Annotated in this window: 24 protein-coding genes and 1 other RNA gene; 16 read left to right on the plus strand and 9 right to left on the minus strand. The window is 53.2% G+C overall.

The genetic code is table 11. The annotated features are described in order from the left end of the window. Window positions 1-2 precede the first annotated feature (2 nt). The gene (locus AC2FI7_RS04445) at window positions 3-794 is read right to left on the minus strand and encodes a DUF2182 domain-containing protein (RefSeq protein ID WP_496815362.1); all 792 of its coding nucleotides are present in this window, start codon (window positions 792-794) and stop codon (window positions 3-5) included. Between the two features lie 89 nt (window positions 795-883). Between AC2FI7_RS04445 and AC2FI7_RS04450 the strand changes: the two genes are divergently transcribed. From AC2FI7_RS04450 to AC2FI7_RS04480, 7 genes are all read left to right on the plus strand, one after another. Further along, on the plus strand, window positions 884-1,615 hold the full coding sequence (locus AC2FI7_RS04450; RefSeq protein ID WP_010439951.1) for a FadR/GntR family transcriptional regulator: 732 nt from the start codon (window positions 884-886) through the stop codon (window positions 1,613-1,615). A 48-nt stretch (window positions 1,616-1,663) separates the two neighbouring features. Further along, complete coding sequence (locus AC2FI7_RS04455; protein WP_010439950.1) at window positions 1,664-2,026, plus strand: DUF4345 family protein; 363 nt, start codon at window positions 1,664-1,666, stop codon at window positions 2,024-2,026. A gap of 36 nt (window positions 2,027-2,062) precedes the next feature. Then, window positions 2,063-2,410, plus strand: a transfer-messenger RNA (tmRNA) gene (gene ssrA, locus AC2FI7_RS04460). Window positions 2,411-2,509: 99 nt separating this feature from the next. Continuing rightward, entirely contained in the window at window positions 2,510-2,944 is a 435-nt protein-coding gene (locus tag AC2FI7_RS04465; RefSeq protein ID WP_010439948.1) for an ester cyclase, read from the plus strand. A gap of 127 nt (window positions 2,945-3,071) precedes the next feature. After that, window positions 3,072-3,887 carry a chromate resistance protein ChrB domain-containing protein gene (locus tag AC2FI7_RS04470; protein ID WP_496815366.1) on the plus strand — a complete coding sequence of 272 codons (816 nt, stop codon included), beginning with the start codon at window positions 3,072-3,074 and terminating at the stop codon, window positions 3,885-3,887. After that, window positions 3,884-5,134, plus strand: a complete 1,251-nt coding sequence (gene chrA / locus AC2FI7_RS04475) for a chromate efflux transporter (RefSeq protein WP_010439945.1) — start codon at window positions 3,884-3,886, stop codon at window positions 5,132-5,134. The genes AC2FI7_RS04470 and chrA overlap by 4 nt, the downstream gene beginning before the upstream one ends. 76 nt (window positions 5,135-5,210) lie before the next feature. Continuing rightward, the gene (locus tag AC2FI7_RS04480; protein WP_010439943.1) at window positions 5,211-5,681 is read left to right on the plus strand and encodes an SspB family protein; all 471 of its coding nucleotides are present in this window, start codon (window positions 5,211-5,213) and stop codon (window positions 5,679-5,681) included. 28 nt (window positions 5,682-5,709) lie between these two features. Here the strand turns inward: AC2FI7_RS04480 and AC2FI7_RS04485 are convergent, their stop codons facing one another. Further along, window positions 5,710-6,273 (minus strand): hypothetical protein, encoded by a 564-nt coding sequence (locus tag AC2FI7_RS04485; RefSeq protein WP_120981137.1) that lies wholly within the window; start codon window positions 6,271-6,273, stop codon window positions 5,710-5,712. A gap of 207 nt (window positions 6,274-6,480) precedes the next feature. On the opposite strand from AC2FI7_RS04485, the gene fumC reads away from it, so the two are divergent. From fumC to AC2FI7_RS04505, 4 genes are read left to right on the plus strand one after another with little or no spacing between them, the layout of a single operon-like run. Continuing rightward, entirely contained in the window at window positions 6,481-7,875 is a 1,395-nt protein-coding gene (gene fumC / locus AC2FI7_RS04490) for a class II fumarate hydratase (RefSeq protein WP_010439940.1), read from the plus strand. Further along, a complete protein-coding gene (locus AC2FI7_RS04495) occupies window positions 7,875-8,051 on the plus strand; it encodes a DUF4169 family protein (RefSeq protein WP_010439938.1) in 177 nt (58 codons plus the stop codon). The genes fumC and AC2FI7_RS04495 overlap by 1 nt, the downstream gene beginning before the upstream one ends. Further along, complete coding sequence (locus AC2FI7_RS04500) at window positions 8,048-8,269, plus strand: ribbon-helix-helix domain-containing protein (protein WP_010439936.1); 222 nt, start codon at window positions 8,048-8,050, stop codon at window positions 8,267-8,269. The genes AC2FI7_RS04495 and AC2FI7_RS04500 overlap by 4 nt, the downstream gene beginning before the upstream one ends. A gap of 59 nt (window positions 8,270-8,328) precedes the next feature. Continuing rightward, entirely contained in the window at window positions 8,329-8,931 is a 603-nt protein-coding gene (locus tag AC2FI7_RS04505) for a DNA-3-methyladenine glycosylase I (protein WP_010439935.1), read from the plus strand. 12 nt (window positions 8,932-8,943) lie between these two features. Here the strand turns inward: AC2FI7_RS04505 and AC2FI7_RS04510 are convergent, their stop codons facing one another. The 4 genes from AC2FI7_RS04510 to AC2FI7_RS04525 form a co-directional block, all read right to left on the minus strand. Then, the gene (locus AC2FI7_RS04510; protein WP_010439933.1) at window positions 8,944-9,825 is read right to left on the minus strand and encodes a fructose bisphosphate aldolase; all 882 of its coding nucleotides are present in this window, start codon (window positions 9,823-9,825) and stop codon (window positions 8,944-8,946) included. 72 nt (window positions 9,826-9,897) lie between these two features. Next, window positions 9,898-11,247, minus strand: a complete 1,350-nt coding sequence (locus AC2FI7_RS04515; RefSeq protein WP_029621792.1) for a cytochrome P450 — start codon at window positions 11,245-11,247, stop codon at window positions 9,898-9,900. Further along, window positions 11,244-12,455: a hypothetical protein gene (locus tag AC2FI7_RS04520; protein WP_010439930.1), complete on the minus strand. Its 1,212-nt coding sequence runs from the start codon at window positions 12,453-12,455 to the stop codon at window positions 11,244-11,246. The genes AC2FI7_RS04515 and AC2FI7_RS04520 overlap by 4 nt, the downstream gene beginning before the upstream one ends. Before the next feature lie 87 nt (window positions 12,456-12,542). Further along, window positions 12,543-13,295 (minus strand): cytochrome c biogenesis CcdA family protein, encoded by a 753-nt coding sequence (locus AC2FI7_RS04525; protein WP_010439928.1) that lies wholly within the window; start codon window positions 13,293-13,295, stop codon window positions 12,543-12,545. Window positions 13,296-13,400: 105 nt separating this feature from the next. On the opposite strand from AC2FI7_RS04525, the gene AC2FI7_RS04530 reads away from it, so the two are divergent. Next, window positions 13,401-13,634, plus strand: coding sequence for a sulfurtransferase TusA family protein (locus AC2FI7_RS04530; protein ID WP_010439924.1), 234 nt, complete (start codon window positions 13,401-13,403; stop codon window positions 13,632-13,634). Between the two features lie 230 nt (window positions 13,635-13,864). Here AC2FI7_RS04530 and AC2FI7_RS04535 read toward each other — a convergent pair whose 3' ends face one another. Then, complete coding sequence (locus tag AC2FI7_RS04535) at window positions 13,865-15,202, minus strand: metal-dependent hydrolase family protein (protein ID WP_281973867.1); 1,338 nt, start codon at window positions 15,200-15,202, stop codon at window positions 13,865-13,867. A gap of 173 nt (window positions 15,203-15,375) precedes the next feature. Beyond that, window positions 15,376-16,734, minus strand: coding sequence for a tetratricopeptide repeat protein (locus tag AC2FI7_RS04540; RefSeq protein WP_010443745.1), 1,359 nt, complete (start codon window positions 16,732-16,734; stop codon window positions 15,376-15,378). Between the two features lie 55 nt (window positions 16,735-16,789). On the opposite strand from AC2FI7_RS04540, the gene AC2FI7_RS04545 reads away from it, so the two are divergent. From AC2FI7_RS04545 to AC2FI7_RS04560, 4 genes are all read left to right on the plus strand, one after another. Beyond that, window positions 16,790-17,095 (plus strand): hypothetical protein, encoded by a 306-nt coding sequence (locus tag AC2FI7_RS04545; RefSeq protein WP_010443744.1) that lies wholly within the window; start codon window positions 16,790-16,792, stop codon window positions 17,093-17,095. Between the two features lie 21 nt (window positions 17,096-17,116). Next, window positions 17,117-18,757 (plus strand): sulfatase-like hydrolase/transferase, encoded by a 1,641-nt coding sequence (locus AC2FI7_RS04550; RefSeq protein ID WP_496833261.1) that lies wholly within the window; start codon window positions 17,117-17,119, stop codon window positions 18,755-18,757. Window positions 18,758-18,824: 67 nt separating this feature from the next. Next, complete coding sequence (locus AC2FI7_RS04555; protein ID WP_010443742.1) at window positions 18,825-19,571, plus strand: hypothetical protein; 747 nt, start codon at window positions 18,825-18,827, stop codon at window positions 19,569-19,571. 81 nt (window positions 19,572-19,652) lie between these two features. Beyond that, window positions 19,653-20,414, plus strand: coding sequence for a hypothetical protein (locus AC2FI7_RS04560; RefSeq protein WP_010443741.1), 762 nt, complete (start codon window positions 19,653-19,655; stop codon window positions 20,412-20,414). Window positions 20,415-20,724: 310 nt separating this feature from the next. On the opposite strand, the gene AC2FI7_RS04565 is transcribed toward AC2FI7_RS04560, so the two are convergent. After that, window positions 20,725-22,497 (minus strand): transposase, encoded by a 1,773-nt coding sequence (locus tag AC2FI7_RS04565; protein WP_496833263.1) that lies wholly within the window; start codon window positions 22,495-22,497, stop codon window positions 20,725-20,727. Window positions 22,498-22,608: the final 111 nt, after the last annotated feature.

Genomic DNA, 22,608 nt, shown 5'->3' on the forward strand with positions numbered 1-22,608 from the left:
ACCTATCCTCCGTAAGTAATGTGATGTACGAGCAGTGCCAGACCGCCTGCTATTAAGATGAACCCCATAGGCCGGGTTATTGCGTGTCCGATTTGGGGTAGTTTTTCCAAAACCATGAACAGCGTCGCCAGCCCCATCCACAGCAGGCTCATGACGCCGCCCACAAAGCCCAGAGCCATGAAGCCCCAGCAACAGCCAACGCAAAATGCACCCAACCCTAAGCCCATGCGCAGGCCGCCTGAGAAACCCGTTTTCCAATGTCCCAGAAAGTACGTCATGGGCGCATGACAAACGCCATGGCAGACCTCTTTTGCACGGGTGAATTGGAAAGCGCCCACCGCGACAAGCAGGCCTGCAGCCAAGTAGGGCGATTTGGCGATGCCCAACATATCAACCGCACCCCCGAATAGCAGTGCCAACTGCAGGCAAGCGATCAGCGCCGCAAAACCCACCCAAACTATGAAGTATCCGGATAGAACGCCCAGCCACCCTGCCCGCGTGCCGTTCGCGCTGCGGATCAGATCATCGTAACTGCGCAATGTGGGGACTAGTGTTGGCAGCATCATTGCCGCCATCATGATTGCCCACATCGAGAACAGCGGGCGAAACTCGGCCATGGGCATATACATATCCATGCGCGGGTCCATCGCCGCCATGGCCTGTCCCATCGGGCCGGGCCGCCCGATCCAGTCCAAATCCATATCGCGGCTCATCGAGACCATCATCCACCACGCCCAAAGGATCGCGATGTAGAAGCCCAACCAAAGCGCGCTGCGGAAAACTGAGCGACTCACTTGCCTCTCCCGACTCAACTCTCTTGCTTTTCAAATGTCAGACTTTTAAATGTCAGACAAATAAAAATTTACTTTTGACGCAAGCGACGATGAAAATTGACCCCCAAAGCTCTGCCGATCTATCGGCTCAAATTGCCCAAGCGATCCGGGATGCCATCATATCGGGGCAGCTTATCGTCGATGAACGCTTGCCCTCCGAATCTGAACTTGCCGAGCAATTCAATGTCTCGCGCCCGACTGTTCGCGAAGCTTTGAAACGCTTGGCGGCACAATCTCTGATCCGTACGCAACGTGGGGCCACAGGGGGCGCGTTTGTAAATCGACTAAGCTTTGAAGGTGCTTATTCTCAACAGGTTACGACCTCAACGCTATTACTGTCGATGAACGCGGTCAGTTTCGACACTGCGTGCGAGGCACGGTACGCGTTGGAACGAGCCTGTGCGTCCCTGTCTGCGCAACGTCGAACGGCAGATCAGCTTGCGACAATGCGGGCCGAGATCTTTCGGCAGGCACAGCCCGGTCTGACTGACGAAGCATTCTGCGCCTCAGATGTTGCCTTCCATCGAGCGCTGGTCGATGGCGCTGGCAATCCGGTCTTGTCCTACCAGCTGGCTAGCGCTGTCGAGGCGATGCAGCCATTAATGAACATGATCACCTTCACCGCTCGTTCGCGGGAAGAAATCATCGCGTTGCACGCCAACATCGCCAATGCCTTAGAGGCGCGTGACGCTGAAAAGGTTGATGCGGCGCTGGTTCAGCTTGAGAGCTATACTCGGCAACTGGCGCAAGATGTTGCCCAGAAAAAACGCAAACCGGCCTGATCTAAATGGCTTAATATCAGAGGTTTAGAATAGAAACATGAGGTGGAAATGATCAATGCCCTCAATGTAGCTGCCGCTTTGCTGACAATTGCTTTCGGGTTATTTGGCTTCCTGGCGCCTGCGCATACTGCTAACGCATTGGATTTGGTCCCGACCAAAAGCACCATGGGTCTCAGTGAAATGCGCGCCTCGGTTGGTGGGCTGTTTGTAGTCACCGGCGCTGCAGTGCTGTGGCTTAACAATCCGATGGCTTATGTGATGCTGGGGATAGTCTATTCTGGTGCAGCACTTGGCAGATTCGTTTCTGTTGCTCTCGATCATCCACCTTTGGCGAAAGCATTGATTTTTGGTGGAATCGAACTTGTTCTCGCCATCTGGCTTATTCTGGCAAACATGAACAGAGCATCCTAACTCATTGAAATAAAACCACCCCATAGCCCACATTCCGAGTTTGCATCCCATCGTTACCTCACCTATATAAGAGAGGTCCCTCGGGACTATGGACATAAACGCGCTCGTAATAAGCGGATCGGACCCGGGGGCGGTACCCGGCGGCTCCACCAATCATCCTTCGTTTGGGGACTTTGGGGCCGAAACAGGATCGACGAACGTCTAAAGGGGTTAGCTTTGTCTCGGCTGTCTGCCACCGTTACCGGCGAAAATAGTACAATTGCAAACGACAATCGTGCTCCGGTTGCAGTTGCTGCGTAAGCAGTAGCAAGACCGAAACTTAAGCCCTTGCGCCTAGCCGCGTAAGGCGGGGTTCGCAGGTACCTGGCAACAGAAACCTGCATTTTCCCTGTTATGTCTGCTTATTGCTCATAGCTCATCAGAGATTCAGGATTTATTCACTTGTTTATCCCATATTTCTGTCCAGGCGACAGGAGGGTTAAGATGACGAATTCTGACAGGCTTAGGGCGTGGTATTCTGAGGTTTGGGAACAGGGCAATACCGACGCAATCGATCAGTTTTTTGCACCAGACACGATGGCCGAGGGGTTGATCCCTGAAATGCAGGTTGGGGCTGATGACTTTCGCGATCTGGTCATGGCCTTCCGACATGTGCTGGGCGAAATCAAGGTCGACCTCCCCAAAATCATTGAAAACGGTGATTGGGTTTCCGGAGTTCTTCATGTCCGCACATTTCGGGCTGACAACGGCGCACCATTAGAAGTTACTGGGCAAGTCATGGCCCGATTCAAAGGGGAGAAAATGGTCGAGGCGTATAATCAGTTCGATTTCATTTCACTCTTTGAACAGCTTGGGCAGTTTCCGCAGGATACGCTTCCGGTTTGCATGACAGGGCAAAGGTTGGACTGGGTCGGTTAAACCACAACCGCAAGCTTGACCCCTACCGCGTCCACGCGATAGCAGAGGTTTAAGGGGTAAGCTTGCGAACACCCCGTGAGGCGGCAGCCCAAGTTCGCATGTATCCAAAGCCACAAGGAAACATGCAATGGCTGCCCCCAATGCAATAACACCCCGACAACTGCTTCGCTTAATCGGTACGCCTAAGGCTCCTGTCCTTATCGACGTACGAACCGAGGCGGATTTTGCGGACGACCCTGTGCTTGTTCCGAGCGCTATTCGTCGTTCTTTCAAAGATGTTGACAAAATCAGAGAATGGATCGGAGAGCGCTCTTCTGTTGTGATTTGTCAAAAAGGCAAGAAACTAAGCCAGGGTGTCGTCTCTTGGCTGCAATCCGAAGGCGTAATGTCCGAATATCTTGAGGGCGGCATGTTTGCCTGGCGCGATCTGCCTGGGGCACCCTCCGTGCCTGTTTCGGCCCTGCCTGAGATTGCCCAGGGCGGTACGATTTGGGTGACACGACATCGCCCCAAGATTGATCGCATTGCGTGCCCTTGGTTAATCCGAAGGTTTGTGGACGCTCAAGCGCGCTTCCTTTTTGTGGCGACTGCCGAAATACAGGGAGTGGCGGTGCATTTCGGCGCCACCCCCTTTGACGTTGAGGGTGTCGACTGGAGCCATCACGGTGAGAAATGCACTTTCGATACCATGCTGGACTTGTTCAACCTGCATTCAGAACCAATGGACCGATTGGCCACCATCATACGCGCTGCAGACACCAACAAGCACGATTTAGCCCCTGAAGCTGCTGGATTATTGGCAATATCGGTCGGACTGTCGCGCCAATATCGGGACGATCAGCAACAACTGGAGGCTGGTCTGCATATCTACGATGCGCTTTATCGATGGGCGCGGGATGGATCTGGTGAAACACATGACTGGCCAGCAGGTCACGGGAAATGACACCATCGTACCGTGAGTTGTTCAGCGTTTTCGGGCGTATCGGGCTTTTGTCCTTTGGTGGGCCAGCGGCGCAGATTTCACTGATGCATCAGGAACTCGTCGAGAAACGCCCCTGGCTGGACGAGCAAACCTATCTACGTGCGCTTTCGTTGTGCATGTTATTGCCGGGGCCCGAGGCCATGCAGTTGGCAACATACGCGGGTTGGCGATTGCGTGGTGTGATCGGAGGCTTGATTGCAGGTGGCTTGTTTGTCCTGCCCGGGGCGCTGGTCATTGCAATACTTGTAGCGCTGTATGCAGCGTATGGTACATTGCCACTGGTTCAGGCGGGGTTTTTGGGCATCAAGGCCACCGTCATTATCATCGTTCTTCAAGCCTTGCGTAATCTGTCGAAAAAGGCGTTGACCGATACCGAACATCAGATGATCGCCGGGCTCGCGTTTCTTGGAATATTTCTGTTCAACCTGCCCTTCCCTCTGATCATTTTCTGCGCGGCCCTTTGGGGCTTTGCAATATCCAATGACCAGGCTCCTACAGCCGTCCAGGCAAGCCCAGCATTAGGCAAACCCGTTCAAACGGCAGTATTCTGGCTCATATTGTGGCTGGGACCTTTGTTTTTGCTGCAATTGTCAGGGCAGGAACTGCTCAGCGACTTGGGTTGGTTTTTTGCCCGTCTTGCCGTCGTCACCTTTGGAGGAGCTTATGCGGTGCTGGCCTATATGACCCAGACCGTTGTGGACACATACCAATGGATCAGCACGGATCAGATGATCGACGCGCTTGGCCTGGCCGAAACCACGCCGGGACCTCTAATCCTTGTGACGCAATTTGTAGCGATGCTGACTGGACAGGTTGCCGGAGGGCCATCACTTGCGTTGGCGGCCGGAGTTGTCGCTTTATGGGCGACATTTGTCCCCTGCTTCCTCTGGATCTTCCTCGCAGCGCCACAACTGGACAGAATTGCAGCACGCCCTCGGCTTGGGGCCGCTATGCACGGCATCACAGCTGCGGTTGTCGGAGTGATTCTCAACCTCTCCGTGTGGTTTGGGTTGAATGTTCTGTTTGGCTCTCTCCCCGGTTGGTCATTGGGACCTGTGTCAATCCCCCTGCCCGATCCTGCTACGCTCGATATCAGGGCGCTTGTTCTTACGGTGTTAGCTGGCCTGTTGATTTTCCGTATGAAATCCGGTTTAGCGACCACATTAGGAATTATGGTTCTGGCCGGAATCGGGTTGCAGTTTTTGTGATCAATACAGCCCAGCACGGCCTTTCGTTTCCGTCCGAATGAACTATGCTGGTAATAACCACTTTCGAGGATCAAACATGTCGCAAGACATCGACTACGGGAATCTGATGCACACGGCCATGCGGGGCCTGATCAAGACCGTCCTGACGGATGTGTCCAAGACTGGCCTGCCCGGAGCACATCATTTCTTCATCACCTTTGATACACGATATGAAGGCGTTGAACTGGCTGACTGGCTAAGAGAGCGGTATCCCGGTGAAATGACGATCGTCATGCAGCATTGGTTCGAGAATCTCGAAGTCGGTGAAGAAGGATTTTCGATTACCCTGAATTTCGGCGATGCGCCTGAGCCGCTGTACATACCGTATATGGCAATAAAAACCTTCGTTGACCCTTCGGTCGAGTTTGGCTTGCGCTTTGAAAGCCCCGAGGATGAGGACGACGAAGTCTTTGTGGCGGATGAAGCCCCAATCGAACTGGAAGCGGAAGAACCGGAACCACAGCACCATGATGCGGATGTTGTTTCGCTGGATAGCTTCCGCAAGTGATCAGATAAAGCCCCGCTTTATGCGGGGTTTACTTCTTTTTCAAAAATGTCTCGACCGAGCGTGATTTGACTCCGTCCCGGAACCTCGAAAATGACAAATCCAGACCGCCATCTGCCAAGGTCCGGTCAAACTGTTGCAACTCGTAGCCCCCATTTTCTGCGATGAACAACGAAAATACAGTCAGAGTGTCGCCTTCAATCCTGCCCCAGACAAATGGTTCACCTTTCATCGGGTCAAGCGGCACCTCGTGCCCGAACACGTTGCGTTTCATCGCGGCAGAATAAACATCCGCACGATCCGAGCTTTGAAAATCAACCGAATATTTCTCATCCTTGATGCGCCCATCTGCTTTGTAGGTCGTGGTGGTCCAACTTACGTTGAAACCACCTTTAATCTCATGGATTGAAACACTCATATCCCGAGGCGTCGAAGTACCATCGGCGTCAACAACTTCGGCAGATCCAGTATAATCGCCGACAAAAGGCTCAATGTTGGTCGCGTTGGCTTGCTGTAAAGATGCGGCCAGCCAGATACATGCGGCAAACGCCAACGCAACCGCATGCAGGGGTCTGTTCATAAATGATACTCGCATGGCTGACTCCGTCCTCTATGTAACTACATTCTAACTTTAGTCCGTCTGCGCACAATGGCACTGTTTTCGCTAACAGAAATTAATTGGGGCGGCGCTTCGTCTATACCTTTGTCCGGCCTAGGTTTATGGTGCGCTCAACTGGCCGATTGCGCCTCAGCCCCGCTGCGGTTAAACGGCATACGACTGCATACCAGACCGGAGCGACCGATGTCTAAAACCCGTACCGAATCCGACAGCTTTGGCCCTCTCGAGGTGCCCGCCGACAAATACTGGGGCGCACAAACACAACGCTCGATCATGAACTTCCCAATTGGCTGGGAAAAGCAACCCGTTGCAATCGTACGGGCGCTGGGCGTGATCAAGCAGGCCTGCGCAATGGAAAACAAGGCGACGGGCAAATTGGATGATAAGATCGCTGACGCGATTATTCAGGCCGCAGGAGAAGTATTCGAGGGTAAGTTTGATGACAACTTCCCCTTGGTCGTCTGGCAAACCGGATCGGGTACTCAATCCAACATGAACTCGAACGAGGTCATTGCAAACCGCGCGATCGAGATTTTGGGTGGCGTGATCGGCTCGAAAGAGCCAGTACATCCGAACGATCATTGCAACATGGGTCAGTCCTCGAACGATACCTTTCCTACTGCTATGCACATCGCCACCGCAATGAGTGTACGAGATGTGCTGATGCCAGGGCTCGAGAAATTTGCGTCTGCGCTGGAGGCCAAGGCGAGAGAGTTCGCCGGGATCATCAAGATCGGTCGCACCCACACACAGGACGCCACCCCACTGACACTGGAACAGGAATTCGGCGGTTACGCGCATCAGATTCGTCAGGGGATTGCGCGGGTCGAAGCCTCGATGCCCGGCATTTATGAACTGGCACAAGGTGGCACCGCCGTTGGTACTGGATTGAATACTCATGACGGTTGGGACGAGGCTGTCGCCAAGAATATGGCCGAAATCACCGGCCTTCCCTTCGTTACTGCACCGAACAAATTCGAAGCGTTGGCCGCTCATGACGCCATGGTCTTCCTGTCCGGTGCTTTGGCCACGATCGCCGGATCCTGCTATAAAATCGCAAATGATATTCGTCTGTTAGGTTCGGGACCCCGCTCGGGCCTAGGTGAACTTATCCTGCCCGAGAACGAACCCGGCTCGTCTATCATGCCTGGCAAAGTCAATCCGACCCAGGCCGAAGCGTTGACACAAGTGGCCGCGCACGTGATGGGCAATGACGCAGCAATGAAGTTTGCTGGCTCGCAAGGACATTTCCAACTGAATGTCTATAACCCGATGATGTCGTATAACCTGTTGCAATCCATCCAACTGTTGGGTGATGCGACCGACAGCTTTACCGAACGGATGCTAATAGGCATCAAAGCCAATGAACCGCGCATCGATAAACTGATGAAAGAGTCGTTAATGCTGGTGACAGCTCTGGCCCCCACCATTGGGTATGACAACGCCACAACCGTCGCAAAGACGGCCCACAAGAATGGCACAACTCTCAAGGAAGAAGCAATTGCGCTGGGCTTTGTCGACGAAGAAACCTTCGATGCTGTTGTCCGCCCAGAGAAGATGATCGGGCCCAAGAACTGATGGGCAAGCCGGTCAACCTGAACCGGTATCGAAAAGAGAAAGCGCGGGCCGAAAAGAAGGCCCGTGCAGATGCAAACGCTGCGAAACACGGACAGACCAAATCCGAGAAAGCTGTGGTAAAGCTGGAGCAAATGCGCCAGCGCCGCGACCTCGACGGTCACAAGGTCGACGAATGAGCGGGCGGCCTGTCAAACGCTCCCTGACCTTGCAAGGTCATCGAACATCCGTTTCGCTTGAGGATGAATTCTGGCAGGCATTCCGTGACATTGCGCGGAAAAAAGATATACCAATCAATGTCCTGGCGGCAAATATTGATGCAGAACGTGATCCTGAAACCGGGTTAGCTTCGGCCATTCGCGTTTTCATTCTGAATTGGTATCGTCAAACTGAATGATTGCTTGATTTCAGCCAATCGCGTCGCTTATCCTCGCGGGGAACAAAAGAGGTACATTCATGAGCGATTTGGCAACGGGTCCAGATGGGAGATCTCGGTGCGCGTGGTGCAACGCCGCCCCTGAATTCTTCGACTATCATGACAACGAATGGGGATATCCCGTTTCCGACGACAGACGGTTGTTTGAAAAACTATGCCTTGAAAGCTTTCAGTCGGGCCTGAGCTGGCGCACCATTCTGTCAAAACGCGAGAATTTCAGAGCAGCGTTTAGAAACTTTGATTTCAACAAGATAGCAGTGTTTTCTGATGCAGATGTCAATCGTCTTCTGGACGACAAAGGAATCGTACGTCACCGCGGCAAGATCGAAGCCGTGATCAATAACGCCGGTCGCGTGCAGGACCTAATCGCAGCTGAAGGATCATTGGCAGCGTATGTCTGGAGGTACGAGCCTGAGACACCACCAGCCCCGCAAAGCGCATCCACTTCGGCAGAATCCATTGCGATGTCGAAAGATCTGAAAAAACGCGGCTGGAAATTCGTCGGTCCTACGACCGTGTTTGCCTTCATGCAGGCTATGGGGTTGATTAATGATCACGCAATTGGATGTGCCATGCGCGAAAAAGCGACGCAAATGCGCCGCGATTTCATCAAGCCAGTATAAAATCTCCTGCGATCAGATCGAGGCGCGGTAGATATTGTCAATGTTGCTTCCGAGCGCTGCATTGAATTCCGCATCGGATTGTTGCTTGGACAAGCCTTCAGTCAGCGCGCGAGAGAAAGACGCGATCATCTTGCCGTTCTTGCCGAGCAGGTCACAAGCCTGCTCGGTCGAATATCCACCCGACAGCGCAACCACGCGCAGAACACGTGGGTGGTCGGCCACCTCGTCATACAAGTTGGCCTGACTTGGAATGGTCAGCTTCAGCATCACCTCCTGCCCCTCGGCCAATTGATCGAGGTTCTTCAGGATTTCTGATTTCAAGATGTCTTCGGCCTCGGCTTTGGTTTCCGAATGGATGTTCACTTCGGGCTCGACAATCGGCACCATGCCTGCGTCTGTAACGACCCGGGCCACTTCAAATTGCTGTGCAACAACATCCGCGATGCCCTGCGCATTGGCTTCGTGGATGACCGAGCGTTCCTTGGTTCCGAAAACGCCATCCGCGTTGGACAGGGTTTCTGCCAGCCCCGGGATAGGCTTCATCATTTGAACGCCATTGGCTTGTTCCTCAAGCCCTTTATCAATCTTCAGAAATGGCACGATGTTTTTGACCGACCACAGGTAATCTGCGACCTTCTTGCCATCGATTTCTTCACCTAGCGTACGTTCGAACAGGATCGCCCCAATCACTTTCTCCTTGGTGAAATCTTCTGCCAGAATGATCCGGGCGCGCATCTTCTGGATCTCTCCGAACATCTCTTCGTCTGAGTTATACCCAGAGGCATCAACGCCATACAAAGCCAGTGCTTTTGGGGTTGAACCGCCGCTTTGATCCAGGGCTGCAATAAATCCTGCGCCTTCGGACATCTGCGCGCGCTGTTCTGCTTTCGACATAACTCATTCCCGTTCAATATGATTCCGCATTTTCCAACCGCATACAGCAAGCCGACGAACGATGGTAGTTTGTTAGCGCTCAACTAGACGCAACCAAATCCCATCCTTTGATCTGACGGTCAGATGTGCGACCGGTACGGGCGTTTTGCCTTCGATTGTTTCAAAGCGATATCGACGCAGCAGCATCGACAGTATGAGTGGACCCTCAACCATGGCGAACCCCGCGCCTGTGCAAACCCGAGGGCCGGCAGAAAATGGGATGTAGGCGTCGCGTTGAAATGCCTTTCCGTTCTCTGTAGCCCATCGCCCGGGGTCAAATTCGTCTGGTCTGTCCCATAAGCGTTCGTGGCGATGTAAATGCCAGGGGCTGACTACAATCTGAGATTTTTGTGGAATATCTCTGTCACGGAATTTTTCCGGACAAGAGGCTTCACGCACCATCATTGGAACAGGTGGGTACAGGCGCAGCGCCTCACGAAATACATCGCGGCTAAGTCGTAGTTGGGACATCGCCGAGAACTCGGGTGTATCCAGCGCTTGCGCCTCTTCTGACAGTTTATCCTGCCAATCGGGATACAAGGCCAGTAGATACAGGGCCCATGCCAACGCTGATGCACTGGTTTCATGCCCCGCGAGAAAGAAAATGGCGACCTGATCGACCATGTCTTGCGCGTCAAAGCATTTGCCTGTCTCTGGATCGTTAGTCGTCATGATCTTTGTGGCGAGATCATCAGGTGCCGTTCCGTTCTTGATTGCTGCTGCCCGGTCAAGTGTTAGTTGGCTGATCAGAGCGCGTATTTGTCGGGCGGTCTGACGCGTCTTGCGCGAATGTAACCGGGGGCCCCATTTGGGAAGCGGTACAAAGGCTGCTAGGTTCAACAAAGGTTGTTCGCGCTGATAGATCCTGAACTTTTCAAAAACCTGCGCAGCTACCTCATGCTCAATCGGAACCGAGAACAAGGTTCTAAAAATGACATCTGCGGCCACGTGGCTGGTGATCTCTTCACATTCCACGTCCTGCCCAACGCGCACCTCAAGCCTGTCGACGCAAGCTTGCGCCGCATCTACCATCGCGGGAAATGTGTCTTTCAATCGGCCACCTTCAAACGCAGGGTCGATGATCCTGCGCTGCTGTTTCCAGACCGCCCCATTGGTCAGAAACACCGACCGCCCCAGCAGCGGGCGCAAACCTTCGCTGATGCGGCTTGATTTGGGAAACGCATCGGGTCGATCTTTCAACACGGTGCGGATCAGTTCCGGTTGGTTGATCAGGAACGACCGAAAGAAAGGCGTCCGAAACTCAGCCATCCAGGCCCGATACAAACGTTGAGGTTGCGCCGACAGAAGGTCTTGTCGAAACAAACGCATATACCGCCAGAGTGAAACCTTATCGGGCCGTGAAGCAGGTTTAGGTGGCCTCATGCCGCCACCGTAGTGTGTTTCGAAATGGTGCTTTCAATGCGTGAACGCGAAGGTGTTCGGTTAGCAAACCTTTCTCCCAGCGTTTGCGGGCCCGCGGTTATTTTGAAGTAGTCGTAATCATTGGGCCTATCGAACGCGCACAGATACTGGAAATGCAGCCGAAAGAACCGCCACCTGAGCTTTTTCCAGCGCTCAGGTGAAAGGGTTTGAGTGAACGCTGCGGACAGTACCAGCGGCCAGCATTTGTTGGGTGGCGATACTCCGCTAACCGCCACCGGATCACACAAAGCGAAGGCGCAGCCGTCTCCGGGTGCTGAAACATCGACCCAGGTCAGTCCCTCGCTACCCGAGAGATATTGCAGATCGGTCCGCAAGACGCAGGCCTTTGGCAAAAAGGAAACCATCGGCACAACCTGCCCCAATGACAGGAATGACAAGGCCGGCCCGCCGATCTTGCCCTGCCTCCTTAGAACCTCAGCCAGGGCTGTCACGCCAAGATGAGCCCCAGAGCTATGGCCAACGACCAAAACCTCATCAACGTCAGATCTGAGGGCCTGCGAAATCTGATCTGAAAACTGGTCAAGCCGCGTTGTCAGCTCAGGTGAATATGCACCTTTTAAACGTGCGGAATGCGCATAGTCATGCATCAGGTAATAGGCGAACAATCGGTTGTCGATCGCTCGAAACCAGCGCATCAGAGCGTAAACGGCCACAGCAGCAGGCAGCACAGACCACCACCACATGAACGTGCTTAACCCAACAGCAACACCCCACCCAACCAGCAGAGCCAGCGCAAGTTGAGCCAATAACATTCCTACCGGATATAGTGCGGCGATAACCGGACCCTTGCGCAATTGCATAAGGCGCCAAAGCGTTCCCGTTGATATGTAGATGCAGGCGGTCTGTACCATTTGAAAATACGTCACCAGTATCGAGCGCACCATGCTGTCCTTAACGATATCAGCCCAAACCAAAACCTCGATCTCGGTCTCAACAGATACACCGTCTTGATGTGAAAGAACGCGCCAACCATAGGCTCCACCATCGGTTTTGCCGATCACTTCGATCTCGTAACCAGATATCGCGGCCTGGGAACGGCTCTCTCTTCGATAGAGTTCGCGATAGCGGCGTGGGGGAATCGGATCATAGCCGGGTATATAAAACACCCGGCGCTTGCGCACCTGTGGTTGGGTTTGTTGACTGCTCATGACCCGGCCCTCTGATCCGCAGATTAGCGCAGCGGCAAGGTCAAGGTAAGACCCGCCGTTTAACCATCCACGTTTAGTGCCAGAGGGTTAACCAAAATTCGCCAAAGCTGGAAATGTTTCAAGCAGCCACCAGCTGAATTCCGTGAACAGCCCAGTGATCAGCATGATACCGACGAACAATAGCAACCCACCCATCACCTTTTCGATCGTACCCATGTGAGGTTTGATACGGTTCATAACGGCCATGGAGCGGTTAAGGAACATTGCGGCCAAAAGAAACGGAATACCCAGCCCTGCAGCATAAACACCTAGTAACAACGTGCCGCGTGCGACAGACGCCTCTGACGCGGCCAACGACAAGATTGCCCCCAGTTGGGGACCGATGCAGGGCGTCCAGCCAAAAGCAAACGCCAGGCCCAGAATATAGGCCCCGAATACGGAACCACCGGATTCTCCAGCATCAACGCGCGCTTCGCGATCTAACAGAGGGATACGGAACACATTCAGAAAGTGCAGGCCAAAAACAATCACCACCGCGCCTGACAATTTAGCAAAAAGCACCTGATTCTGGAGTACGAAGGCTCCAAAGGCCGATGCTGTGAAGCCCAGCAGAAGAAATACCGTCGACAGACCCAGAACAAAGAAAAGCGCCGACAGGGTCGCCTTGCGCCGCGCGCGCGCCTCGTCCTGCATTTCGTGAATGGTCACGCCGCTCATATACGCAAGATAGGGGGGCACAATCGGCAACACGCAGGGCGACAAAAAGCTGATCAGCCCGCCGAGCAAGGCGACAAACATGGCAGGTAAAAGTCCTGCATCGATGATCTCAATTCCGAACATGGATCAGCACATATGGTATCAAGTGGGTTTCGTCACGGGGCCATTCGGTCACATCCTCGTGGTTGCACGCTGGACAGTGCCCCTTGTTGGAAATATCTCAACCGAATGACAGATGAGACAGATACATTGGATGCGCTGGGATTGTTATGCCCTCTACCCGTCCTCAAGGCCCGAAAAAGGCTTAAATCCTTACCTGCAGGTGGTGTCCTGCGCCTGCTTGCTGATGATCCGGCGGCGATAATCGACGTGCCGCATTTCTGTACTGAGGCGGGTCACACGCTCATTTCACAAGACAGTGTAGATGGTCATCAGATCTATTTGATCCGAAAATCCGTCTAGCGACTCGTCACGATAGTATTAAAGAAAAAGGCGGGCCAATCAGCCCAAGGCCCTATAGGTAAATGTTGAAAGAGGCTGAGAGTTTAGCCTCTTTCCTTTTGTGCTCAGATTGGGAAGTTCCAAAACTGGCGCCAATTATCAGACGTTCGATTTTGGTGCAGCGAAGTACCGCTTCGAGCCCCGAGCAGTCGTTACAAAGCTGGCTTTGAGCAAAGGACTTCATCTGGAACTCAGTCCAGCGTGTTCTTGTAGACTTTGCCGTCTTTCATGATCAGATCGAAATTCTCATGCGGGTCTGCGATCAGGTCGATATCTTGCAGCGGATTGCCGTCCACAAGGATTAAGTCGGCATAAGCGCCCTTTGCGATTACACCCAAATCGCCTTGTTGATAGGGGTGGCGCGGGCCTGAGAGTTTGAGCAGTTCAGCATTGGTTGAAGTCGCCATTTTCAGCACCTCGTATGGCGTGTACCAGCGCTGCAACTTGGCAAGGAACGCGCCTTGACGTTCGGCCAGTTTGGGATCGAACAGGATGTCGGTGCCGAAAGCGACTTTCACGCCAACTTCTTTCGCCGTTTTGTAGGTGAAATCTGTACCGTTGGTGACGTCGATCCATTTCTGCTGGCTAACAGGGTCGTCGAAAGAAAAGCCATCCTCGTCATCCAGAAGAGGCTGCACTGACAACCACACGTCGTTGTCGCGCATCAGTTCCATCGTTTCGCGGCTCATCAAGAAGCCATGCTCGATGGACTTAACGCCAGCGGCAACGGCTATCTCCACTGCCTCGTCCGTGAAGACATGAGATGCAACATAGGTGTTGTAGGTGTCAGCCACCTCTACGAATGCCTCGATTTCGGCCTTGGTGTATTGGCGTACATCCAGAGGGTCATAGGTAGATGACACCCCGCCACCGGTGGAAATCTTAAGCTGGCTTGCGCCCATGCGCATGATTTCACGCGCGCGTTTGACCACTTCCGGAACACCATCAGCCTGCGCCATCAAACCAACGCTGTACCAGTACCATTGCGAATCCGCGCCGTTCGTCGGAACCGCTTGGTAGGGGCGATAGTCAAAGTGGCCGCCGGTTTGTGTCACGGGTGGGCCGGACGGCAGAATACGGGGGCCTTCGATCTCGCCTGCGTCAATCATCCGTTTTATGGCAAATGAATTGCCGCCAACGTCGCGCACCGTTGTAAAGCCGCGCATTAACGTGCCTTCGGACCCGATGGCACCCCGCACCGCGACCTCAAGAATATCGCCGGTCACAACCACACTCTGCGGATTGCAACAGTAAAGCGTGTGCCAGTGCACGTCGATCAGGCCCGGCATCAACGTGCGCCCGCCACCGTCGATGACGATACCATTGGCGACGGCGAGGGGTTCTGAGGACACATCTGTGATCAGATTGTCGGTTACAACGACATTGGCATTTGCAATCATTTCCTCATTCACACCATCAAACACGTTGACGTTTGTGAACAGTATCGGTCCCCCATCCTGGGAGAGCGCTTGCGAACTGGTTATTGCAAGAGCAATCGACGAAACTGCGGCAAGTTTGGGAAAATGCATTCGAAATTCCTCAGAAAATTCTGTCGGATAAACCATCCCAGCGGAAGCAAGATTTTTCAAGCATTACCTCGCTTTTCTCCAAGGTCGGCTTTGTCCGCAAATTAGACGTTCAAGCAAGTTGTAGCGAACGACCGCATTGCGAGAAATAGCGGCCGCAATTCGAATTCAAACTCCTAACTTGGTGGCTTCCAATTGGCCTGTCTCATTGCGTTACCAAGGTCTTCCCCGTATTGCGGATTTGCAAAAAGCTTCTCAAACAGCGCACCCACGCGACTGTCAGGCCACTCGCGTGACAGTTGTTCAGATAGAGTCTGAGCTTCAGCCTTATTCCCCAACATCTGATGTGACGCCATTAGGTAAGCAACGGTTACAGGTCCGACAGGGCCGCCTTTTTCCGTTACTCGTTCAAAGGCTGACACAGCGCCTTCATAGTCCTTCATATGGAACTTTGCTGACCCCATCGCGTTCTGAAACACATAACCCCGCTCTAGTTTGATTTTTGAAAGTGCGTCCTCGCTAATTTCTACGACTTGTTCAAATGAACCGGAATAGAGAAGAACCAGCGAGACGAACTCCAAAACATGTACGTCGTGCGGTGCCAAACGCCGTGCTCTTTGCGCAAATTCTATGGCCTCAGGCCAGTTTCCCTTGGCAAACTTGACCCAGGCCATTGCGGACTGACTCCACCCCGTTTCCGGGGCCAACTCGATGGCCCTGTTTGCCTGAGCGTCGGCGTAGTTCAACATTTCCTTAGCTAGGTCGGCATCTGATGTAAGCACAGCAATTGTCGCAGCGACCTGCGCAGCGCCTGCATGACCGCCGAAGTAGCTTTCGTCGTTTTCAATTGCCCCCTTGAATATGGTTAAGGCCGCGTCAAGACGCGCAGGTTCCAAGGCCGGAAAGATTAGATCACGACCAGTATTGGCCAGATTTACAGCCTGAAGGCGCATAGGGGATGCATCAAATATGGCGCTGCGCTCGTCACGACTCAGTCCGTCGGCTGGCGAACCGACTGGATCCGCCAGTTTTTTCGATAGCACCACAACAGCAACGACAAAACAGGCTAGAACGAAGAGGCCGGCAACTCCAACGAACGGGCGACGCCAAGTGTTTGCTCTGATTTCCGACCCAGCCGGAGGAGGCTGAAACGTCTCGGGCGACCTGACCAGAATCTCAGGTGCATAGCCGCCCTTTGGCAGGTCGAATATCGTGCCTTCTTCGAGACCGTCTTTGGCATAGTATTCGGCAAGCTTGCGACGCAGTCGACCAGCATCGACCCGAACCACGTTTTCACGGCGCGACATCTCTGACGGGGTCCCACCATAAACATCCATGGCGATGGTCTTGGCACGAATATCATCGGCCCGACCGTTGAGCGATTCTTCGACCACATACACCAAAAAGTCCTGCAATCGCTGCGAACCCGCGAAGGTCGAAGATTTGACAAGCCGCTGAAGTGCCGCCCGAACATCTTTGGGCACAGGTGACCCGCCCTCATTCAGTGCAGTAGATGTGTCTTTGGTTAAATCCATATTTTCAGTAAGTTACGCATTAGATTACACCGTATTATGCCCCGATAAACCTTTTGTGAGAAGTGAATTCGGCGAAAACTCAGGGCAGTCTGCTGATCCATCGAATGAGTCATCGCAATTGGAACGTTACGCCTTTGATACCCTGTTTCCCGATCACCAAACCGCAATTGCGGATTTACGGCGCGCGGATACGGAATTCGATGAGATCTGCCGCGACTATCAGCTTCTATGTGACGAGTTTCTGTCAATGAACTCGGAGCCGGGAAGCCACTCGTACCAATTCGCCTGCGATATCCGCGATACCCTGGATGGTCTTCGGGATGAAATCCTCCAATCGCTGCGGCGCGCAGGAAAGATGTAATCCATAGGGGAAGGGATACCGATGAGATCATTATTGAAACATGCCTCAGCCATGGTGCTGATGGCTGGCGCGGGTTTTGCCCAGGATGCGCCCATCATCCATGATGGAGAGTTTGAGTTCTTGCGCGCACAGTTTGGAGAGCAATGGGATGCGCAGGACACCGAGATTGAGGCGAAACTTGCCGAGATCCGCGACGCCAATGGCGGCCAGCCGCCCAATATCCTGTATATCCTGATCGACGATGTCAGCTTCGGTCAAATGGGTAACCGGACGATGAACTACGTCACCGGTTTCGATACGCCCAACATCAACGACTTTGCCACCGAAGGTATGTCCTTGATGAGGATGTATACTGAGCCATCCTGCACACCGACACGAACGGCCATGTTGACCGGTCGTCATCCGGTGCGCGCCGGCGTTGAAGAGGTCAAAGTTGCGCTGGTTGGCGAAGGTCTTGCAGCTGAAGAAGTCACGATTGCCGAGATCCTGAAGGAAGAAGGATACAACACTGCGCATGTTGGGAAATGGCACCAGGGCGATATTGAGCAGGCCTATCCGCACAACCAAGGGTTTGATTGGGCCGCATTCCCCTTGCATCAGCAGGTTCAACTCAGCCTGATGACCCGGGATGCTATGGTTGCCAACAACATGCTTGGCTTCCATCCATCCGGTCAGTCCAACCAATTCCAGCTGGATGAGCGATTCAAGCCCTACGGTCTGGTAACCGGCGTTGAAGGGGAAGTAGGCGGCTTGGCTCGCGAAGTCGACATGGCGCCGGGCGAAGAATGGACACAGGCCAAATACGAAGAAATGAACCTGCGCTATCAGCGACAGGCACTGGAACAGCTAGACCGCCTCGCCTCGCAGGACGACCCATTCTTTATGCAATACTGGCCACTCTATCCGCTGAATTTTGCTTATCCGGATCAAGCCGTTTCCCGCAATGGTGGCGTTCATGCCGACAAGTTGCAGGTTCTGGACGGCTGGATCGGTGAGGTTCTGACTAAGCTGGATGAAACTGGCAAGGCGAACAACACCGTCGTCATGATCATGGCTGACAATGGCTTGATGTATCACTACGAAGGAACGTCCGGTCTGAACCAGTTGATTTATCGCGGCGGCAAGACGCAGCACCTTGAAGGCGGTGTGCGAACTGACGCGTTCATCCGCTGGCCCGGCGCTATTGAGCCAGGTAGTGCAGCAGGTGACATCGTGCATGTATCTGACCTGTTCACCACCTTCGCGCGGATCGCAGGCGCAACTGACCGCATCCCGCGCGACCGCGTGATCGACGGCATTGACCAGACTGCGCTGCTACTTGAAGGTGAAGGCAACTCGCGTCGCGACTACGTCTATGTGTACGAAGGGCCCGTGTTGCGTTCAGTCGTGAAGCAAGAGTTCAAAATGCATTTGCCGGCCCCCGGTCAGCCCGGAGCTGCAGCCCCCGTGTTCAATGTCTATCGCGACCCACGTGAAGAACATCCGCTTGTCGGGTATTCATTATGGTCCGGTGCATCATTCCAAGACATGGTGAAGCGGCATGAGAAAACCATTGCAAAACACCCGCATCTGCCGCTGGGCAAGGGTGTGCCGTATGAAGGTATTGAGAACCTTCGTCCCGAAAGCGAGTTGACCCGAGAAGTCTTCTCCAGCTGGCAATGATGAAGGTAGACGGCGGCGAGAACCTGTCGCCGTCTAACCTGACCATCCAACTTCTCCCAGGTGTATGATGTTACGCAACTTCCATTGTCTTGTTCCTCTGATCTATGCACTGGTCGTGGTAGGCTCTGCTTCCGAAGCTGAGGAAAACGCGTCAAATCCATTGGCTGCGATTAACAACACCGACATTCGATATCAGTACTTCGATTTGGCACGGGGTGCAGACCGTCAGGATGCCTTTGTCGATGGTGCATACATGTTACGCCCCGATCTAAAACTAAAATACGAGCTCCACTACAATTCAACGAATGCTACTGGCGAAAGGTTCAACGGGTTCGAAAAGACAAGCTTCAAGCTGATCTACTTTCCCTCACAGAAACCCTTGAATGACACCTGGAGCGTGAAGTCCGCACTTGGTTTGGAGTGGATCCTCGATTTTGGTGACCCTGACGAAGGCATCGGCACCGGGTCGGATCAGATAGCCCCATTTGGTGGGTTCGCATTTGCAAACACTAATACTGGGCTGACTCTGATCCCTCTGGTCCAGCACTTTGCTTCATATAACGGTTCGACCGATGTCAGCCAGACTGCGATGCGCCTTATTGCGCTTCAGCCATTTGGTGACGGGTATTGGGTCAAAGCAGATATCAAAGCTCCATACGATTGGGAAAATGATGCGTGGCCCGCGACCGCAGAATTCCAGATCGGTAAGAACCTCAGCCCTGGAATTGCCCTCTACGCAGATGTGTTGGTCGGTATTGGTGCTGACAGACCCTACGACCAAGGTGCCGGGATAGGTCTCAGATTCAACTACTAACCGCCGCCAATATGCAAGGAAACTCCGATGCTCCATCTCAGATTAATTAGCGCACTCGTATTTCTGTCCGGCGTATTATCTATGCCCGGGCATTCCCGCGCTCAGTCTCTACCTGCGCCAGGTCAAAACGAAACAGGCTGGCGGCATGAAGCCTCATTCTATCTGTTCACACCCCTAAGAACCACAGGTACGTCAACCGTGGCTGGACAATCCGCGGAATTGGATCTGGACCTTGGTGACGTCCTGGATGTGCTCGATTTCGCGGCAGCCGGCCGGTACGAGGCTTGGAACGGGGATTTTGGGATCATCGTTGATGCGAATTATGTGGGGATCGAACAGGATACCACATTGCCTGGCCCTCTCGGTGCCGGGATTAACGTCGACGTTCGTCAAAAATGGTTTGGTGTGCTGGGGGCTTACCGTGTTGCAAATGGCGTGTACGGTAGCAGGAGCCAGCGATATGCAATCGATCTCCAAGGCGGTCTGAGGTACAACTCCATTCGTCAGGAAATTGACCTAACTACCCCGGGACCGAGAAATCCACCTACATTGGGCGGAGATCAGGGCTGGATCGAACCAGTAGTCGGAATACGCGGAATGTGGCGGGTAAACCAGAAATGGACTGGGATTGCGTCTTTGGAACTTGGCGGGTTCGGTGCCGGTGGAAATGATCTCCAGGTTGGCGCAAACGTTGGTTTCGACTATCAGCCGTGGGAGAAAGCTGCGCTCACATTCGGATATCGTTACTTTAGCGTAGACTATAGTGACACTTTGAGTTCCGGTGAATTCGCCTATGATGTCGACCAGCATGGTCCATACATTGGAATCAAGTACTTTTTCTAACGAATGGGCGTGAAACAAGTTCCATAAGAAACGAACAGGGCCGGAAACTCGCGCTGCGTCAACTCTGTCGCTAGTCTGACCACGGCTCGGGGACATGTGCTTGATCGCACTAAGGTCGATCTACGCCGGCATCAAGTGCAACTGCAAAGCGCGGTTACCTCCAGCATTTGGTTAGCGAAAAAACTCGGTTTTGATTGTCTCCTCTGGGCTGCAAATAGTCCTTGATTGTTCAGCCTTCGATGGCGACTTTGTCCGCAAAGCGGCCTTCGGGCGATGCAAAAACGAACGGCGGTTTTTTTGCTTACCGAATTCAAAAACTGAAGAGATCCCGATCATACACAAAGCCCTTCGCAATACCGAGCTTCATAGCTGGGCTCTTGTGTTCTTTTACCATGAGGTCGGTGTAGTTATGGGCAAACCTCAGGATATCCACCAGCTTCATGACCATGACAGGATTGTAGTACTGCTTGTAGTACCAAAGGCTTTTGCGCCCCGAGGTTGACAAGCCACGCTCAAATCCCATGACCTTGGTCCGTGCCCGAGCGTGATACATATCCACCGGATGTGTTCCCGCCCTAACTGCGAACTGGGCCATCTGGGCAAAATCTAATCGTGTTGGGTCAGTGCGGAAAATCACCCGCTTATGCGGCTCGTTGATGAAGTGGAACGGATAGTGAATGCCGGCCGATTCAGACTGACCGGTATGATCCATTAGGACCGCCCTGATATCGGAGAGTGCTATATTGCCAAATGAAGCTTCCAAAAGGTACTCCATGGCGCCGTCCTGTGGTCTGGAGACAGCCTGATCACCGTCTCCAGGCAAGTACCCTGCCTGACGCATCAAATACTCCACGCGCTCTAATTCCTTGTTACCATCAGCCACAAACCCCAGGCGTCGCGGATGGCTTTCATTCTTTGCCATGGTGACGTCTGCAATCCGCACCACTCTCTTCTGCACTTCATTTTTGAACACAGCCAAAAAGGCTGAAGAGACACCCGTATCGCGGTCAACTGAAAAGTTCAGCAGTCGGTACTTTCGACCGATCTTCTTCTTGAGCAGCATGATATGCGCAAACTCGGCCGCGTCTTGTCGAACCCTGGCGGCCATTTCAAGGAGCCTGATATCGTCATCAAGTTCTCTTGGCTTTTTGTTACGGTGCCACCTACTTGATTTTGGGTTTGTCGCCTCGTGTCGTTTGCAAATGTACTCGATGTATTCACTGGCAAACCAAATCCGAGCGTTCTCCCGCATAGAACGAGGTTTTTCTTTGTCTCCGATAATATCCATCACCTTTTCGACGGCAAGCGGGTGAACGTCAGGATCAACATCTGTTGTAGACGCAATGACATACTTGCTGTCGCTGTGCACGGTGCACATGTGGCGCACTTCTACAAGTTTACGAATACCTCTGTCGGGCCAGTTCACCTGAAGGATTTGTGTGTCCGTGGCGAAGTGAGGACTATCTCCTTCAAATACTTCGGGCAGTCGCTTCTCCCGATCTGCCGCAAAGGCTTGGCATTGCTCGTGGATGAAGTCGATCTTCGAATAGACTTCCGGAAGTGATGTATCGAGTAATCGTGAGATAGCTGAAAGTGTCACGCCATTAACCAACGATCTAAAGACTTTACCATTTAGGTCGCTACGCTTATGTCGCCTCGTCGAGCGACCAATCGAGAAGGTCTTCTTACACGCTTTGCACTGATATCTTGGATCTCCTTTGGCCGTCTTACCAAACTTTCGATACCGGCTCGGCATGAGCCTAACGGTCGCTCCATGATTGATACATGCAACACTCGGACAACTTTCACGTTTTGTTCTTCTGTTCAGGCGGGAGAGCCTTGCGTATTCTTCCGCCAATGCCCTGTTGGATTTGAGGATGCTAGACCGTCCGCAACTTGGGCAAACATAGGTGCGCTCATCTCCAGAACCGGAGACCTTGCCCCGCGCCATGTTCGAACCAGGAGTAGCTGGTCGGCCGCGCCCATCTCTTGGGTCAGGTAAAACGCCGTAAAGGTCACAAATTGGATTGCGGCAAAAATTGACGGAGAAGCCACCCGGCAGGCGAGGAAGCCGAGTTCTCATTTTGTTCGCAGATTTTTGCGAAGCTTTCTTGGGTTCCGGCACGTCACAAGTTCTTATTTCTAAACGAAAACGACCAGCAGCCTAACTGCTGGTCGATAGCTCGTCAACATT

The sequence above is a fragment of the Ruegeria sp. YTSA064 genome (assembly GCF_059610325.1).

What these genes read in the sequence shown, in the direction of transcription:
- AC2FI7_RS04450 (WP_010439951.1), top strand. Translation starts at nt 884, where the DNA reads ATGAAAATTGACCCCCAAAGCTCTGCCGATCTATCGGCTCAAATTGCC.
- AC2FI7_RS04455 (WP_010439950.1), top strand. Translation starts at nt 1,664, where the DNA reads ATGATCAATGCCCTCAATGTAGCTGCCGCTTTGCTGACAATTGCTTTC.
- AC2FI7_RS04465 (WP_010439948.1), top strand. Translation starts at nt 2,510, where the DNA reads ATGACGAATTCTGACAGGCTTAGGGCGTGGTATTCTGAGGTTTGGGAA.
- AC2FI7_RS04470 (WP_496815366.1), top strand. Translation starts at nt 3,072, where the DNA reads ATGGCTGCCCCCAATGCAATAACACCCCGACAACTGCTTCGCTTAATC.
- chrA (WP_010439945.1), top strand. Translation starts at nt 3,884, where the DNA reads ATGACACCATCGTACCGTGAGTTGTTCAGCGTTTTCGGGCGTATCGGG.
- AC2FI7_RS04480 (WP_010439943.1), top strand. Translation starts at nt 5,211, where the DNA reads ATGTCGCAAGACATCGACTACGGGAATCTGATGCACACGGCCATGCGG.
- AC2FI7_RS04485 (WP_120981137.1), bottom strand. Translation starts at nt 6,273, where the DNA reads ATGCGAGTATCATTTATGAACAGACCCCTGCATGCGGTTGCGTTGGCG.
- fumC (WP_010439940.1), top strand. Translation starts at nt 6,481, where the DNA reads ATGTCTAAAACCCGTACCGAATCCGACAGCTTTGGCCCTCTCGAGGTG.
- AC2FI7_RS04495 (WP_010439938.1), top strand. Translation starts at nt 7,875, where the DNA reads ATGGGCAAGCCGGTCAACCTGAACCGGTATCGAAAAGAGAAAGCGCGG.
- AC2FI7_RS04500 (WP_010439936.1), top strand. Translation starts at nt 8,048, where the DNA reads ATGAGCGGGCGGCCTGTCAAACGCTCCCTGACCTTGCAAGGTCATCGA.
- AC2FI7_RS04505 (WP_010439935.1), top strand. Translation starts at nt 8,329, where the DNA reads ATGAGCGATTTGGCAACGGGTCCAGATGGGAGATCTCGGTGCGCGTGG.
- AC2FI7_RS04510 (WP_010439933.1), bottom strand. Translation starts at nt 9,825, where the DNA reads ATGTCGAAAGCAGAACAGCGCGCGCAGATGTCCGAAGGCGCAGGATTT.
- AC2FI7_RS04515 (WP_029621792.1), bottom strand. Translation starts at nt 11,247, where the DNA reads ATGAGGCCACCTAAACCTGCTTCACGGCCCGATAAGGTTTCACTCTGG.
- AC2FI7_RS04520 (WP_010439930.1), bottom strand. Translation starts at nt 12,455, where the DNA reads ATGAGCAGTCAACAAACCCAACCACAGGTGCGCAAGCGCCGGGTGTTT.
- AC2FI7_RS04525 (WP_010439928.1), bottom strand. Translation starts at nt 13,295, where the DNA reads ATGTTCGGAATTGAGATCATCGATGCAGGACTTTTACCTGCCATGTTT.
- AC2FI7_RS04530 (WP_010439924.1), top strand. Translation starts at nt 13,401, where the DNA reads ATGACAGATGAGACAGATACATTGGATGCGCTGGGATTGTTATGCCCT.
- AC2FI7_RS04535 (WP_281973867.1), bottom strand. Translation starts at nt 15,202, where the DNA reads ATGCATTTTCCCAAACTTGCCGCAGTTTCGTCGATTGCTCTTGCAATA.
- AC2FI7_RS04540 (WP_010443745.1), bottom strand. Translation starts at nt 16,734, where the DNA reads ATGGATTTAACCAAAGACACATCTACTGCACTGAATGAGGGCGGGTCA.
- AC2FI7_RS04550 (WP_496833261.1), top strand. Translation starts at nt 17,117, where the DNA reads ATGAGATCATTATTGAAACATGCCTCAGCCATGGTGCTGATGGCTGGC.
- AC2FI7_RS04555 (WP_010443742.1), top strand. Translation starts at nt 18,825, where the DNA reads ATGTTACGCAACTTCCATTGTCTTGTTCCTCTGATCTATGCACTGGTC.
- AC2FI7_RS04560 (WP_010443741.1), top strand. Translation starts at nt 19,653, where the DNA reads ATGCCCGGGCATTCCCGCGCTCAGTCTCTACCTGCGCCAGGTCAAAAC.
- AC2FI7_RS04565 (WP_496833263.1), bottom strand. Translation starts at nt 22,497, where the DNA reads ATGAGAACTCGGCTTCCTCGCCTGCCGGGTGGCTTCTCCGTCAATTTT.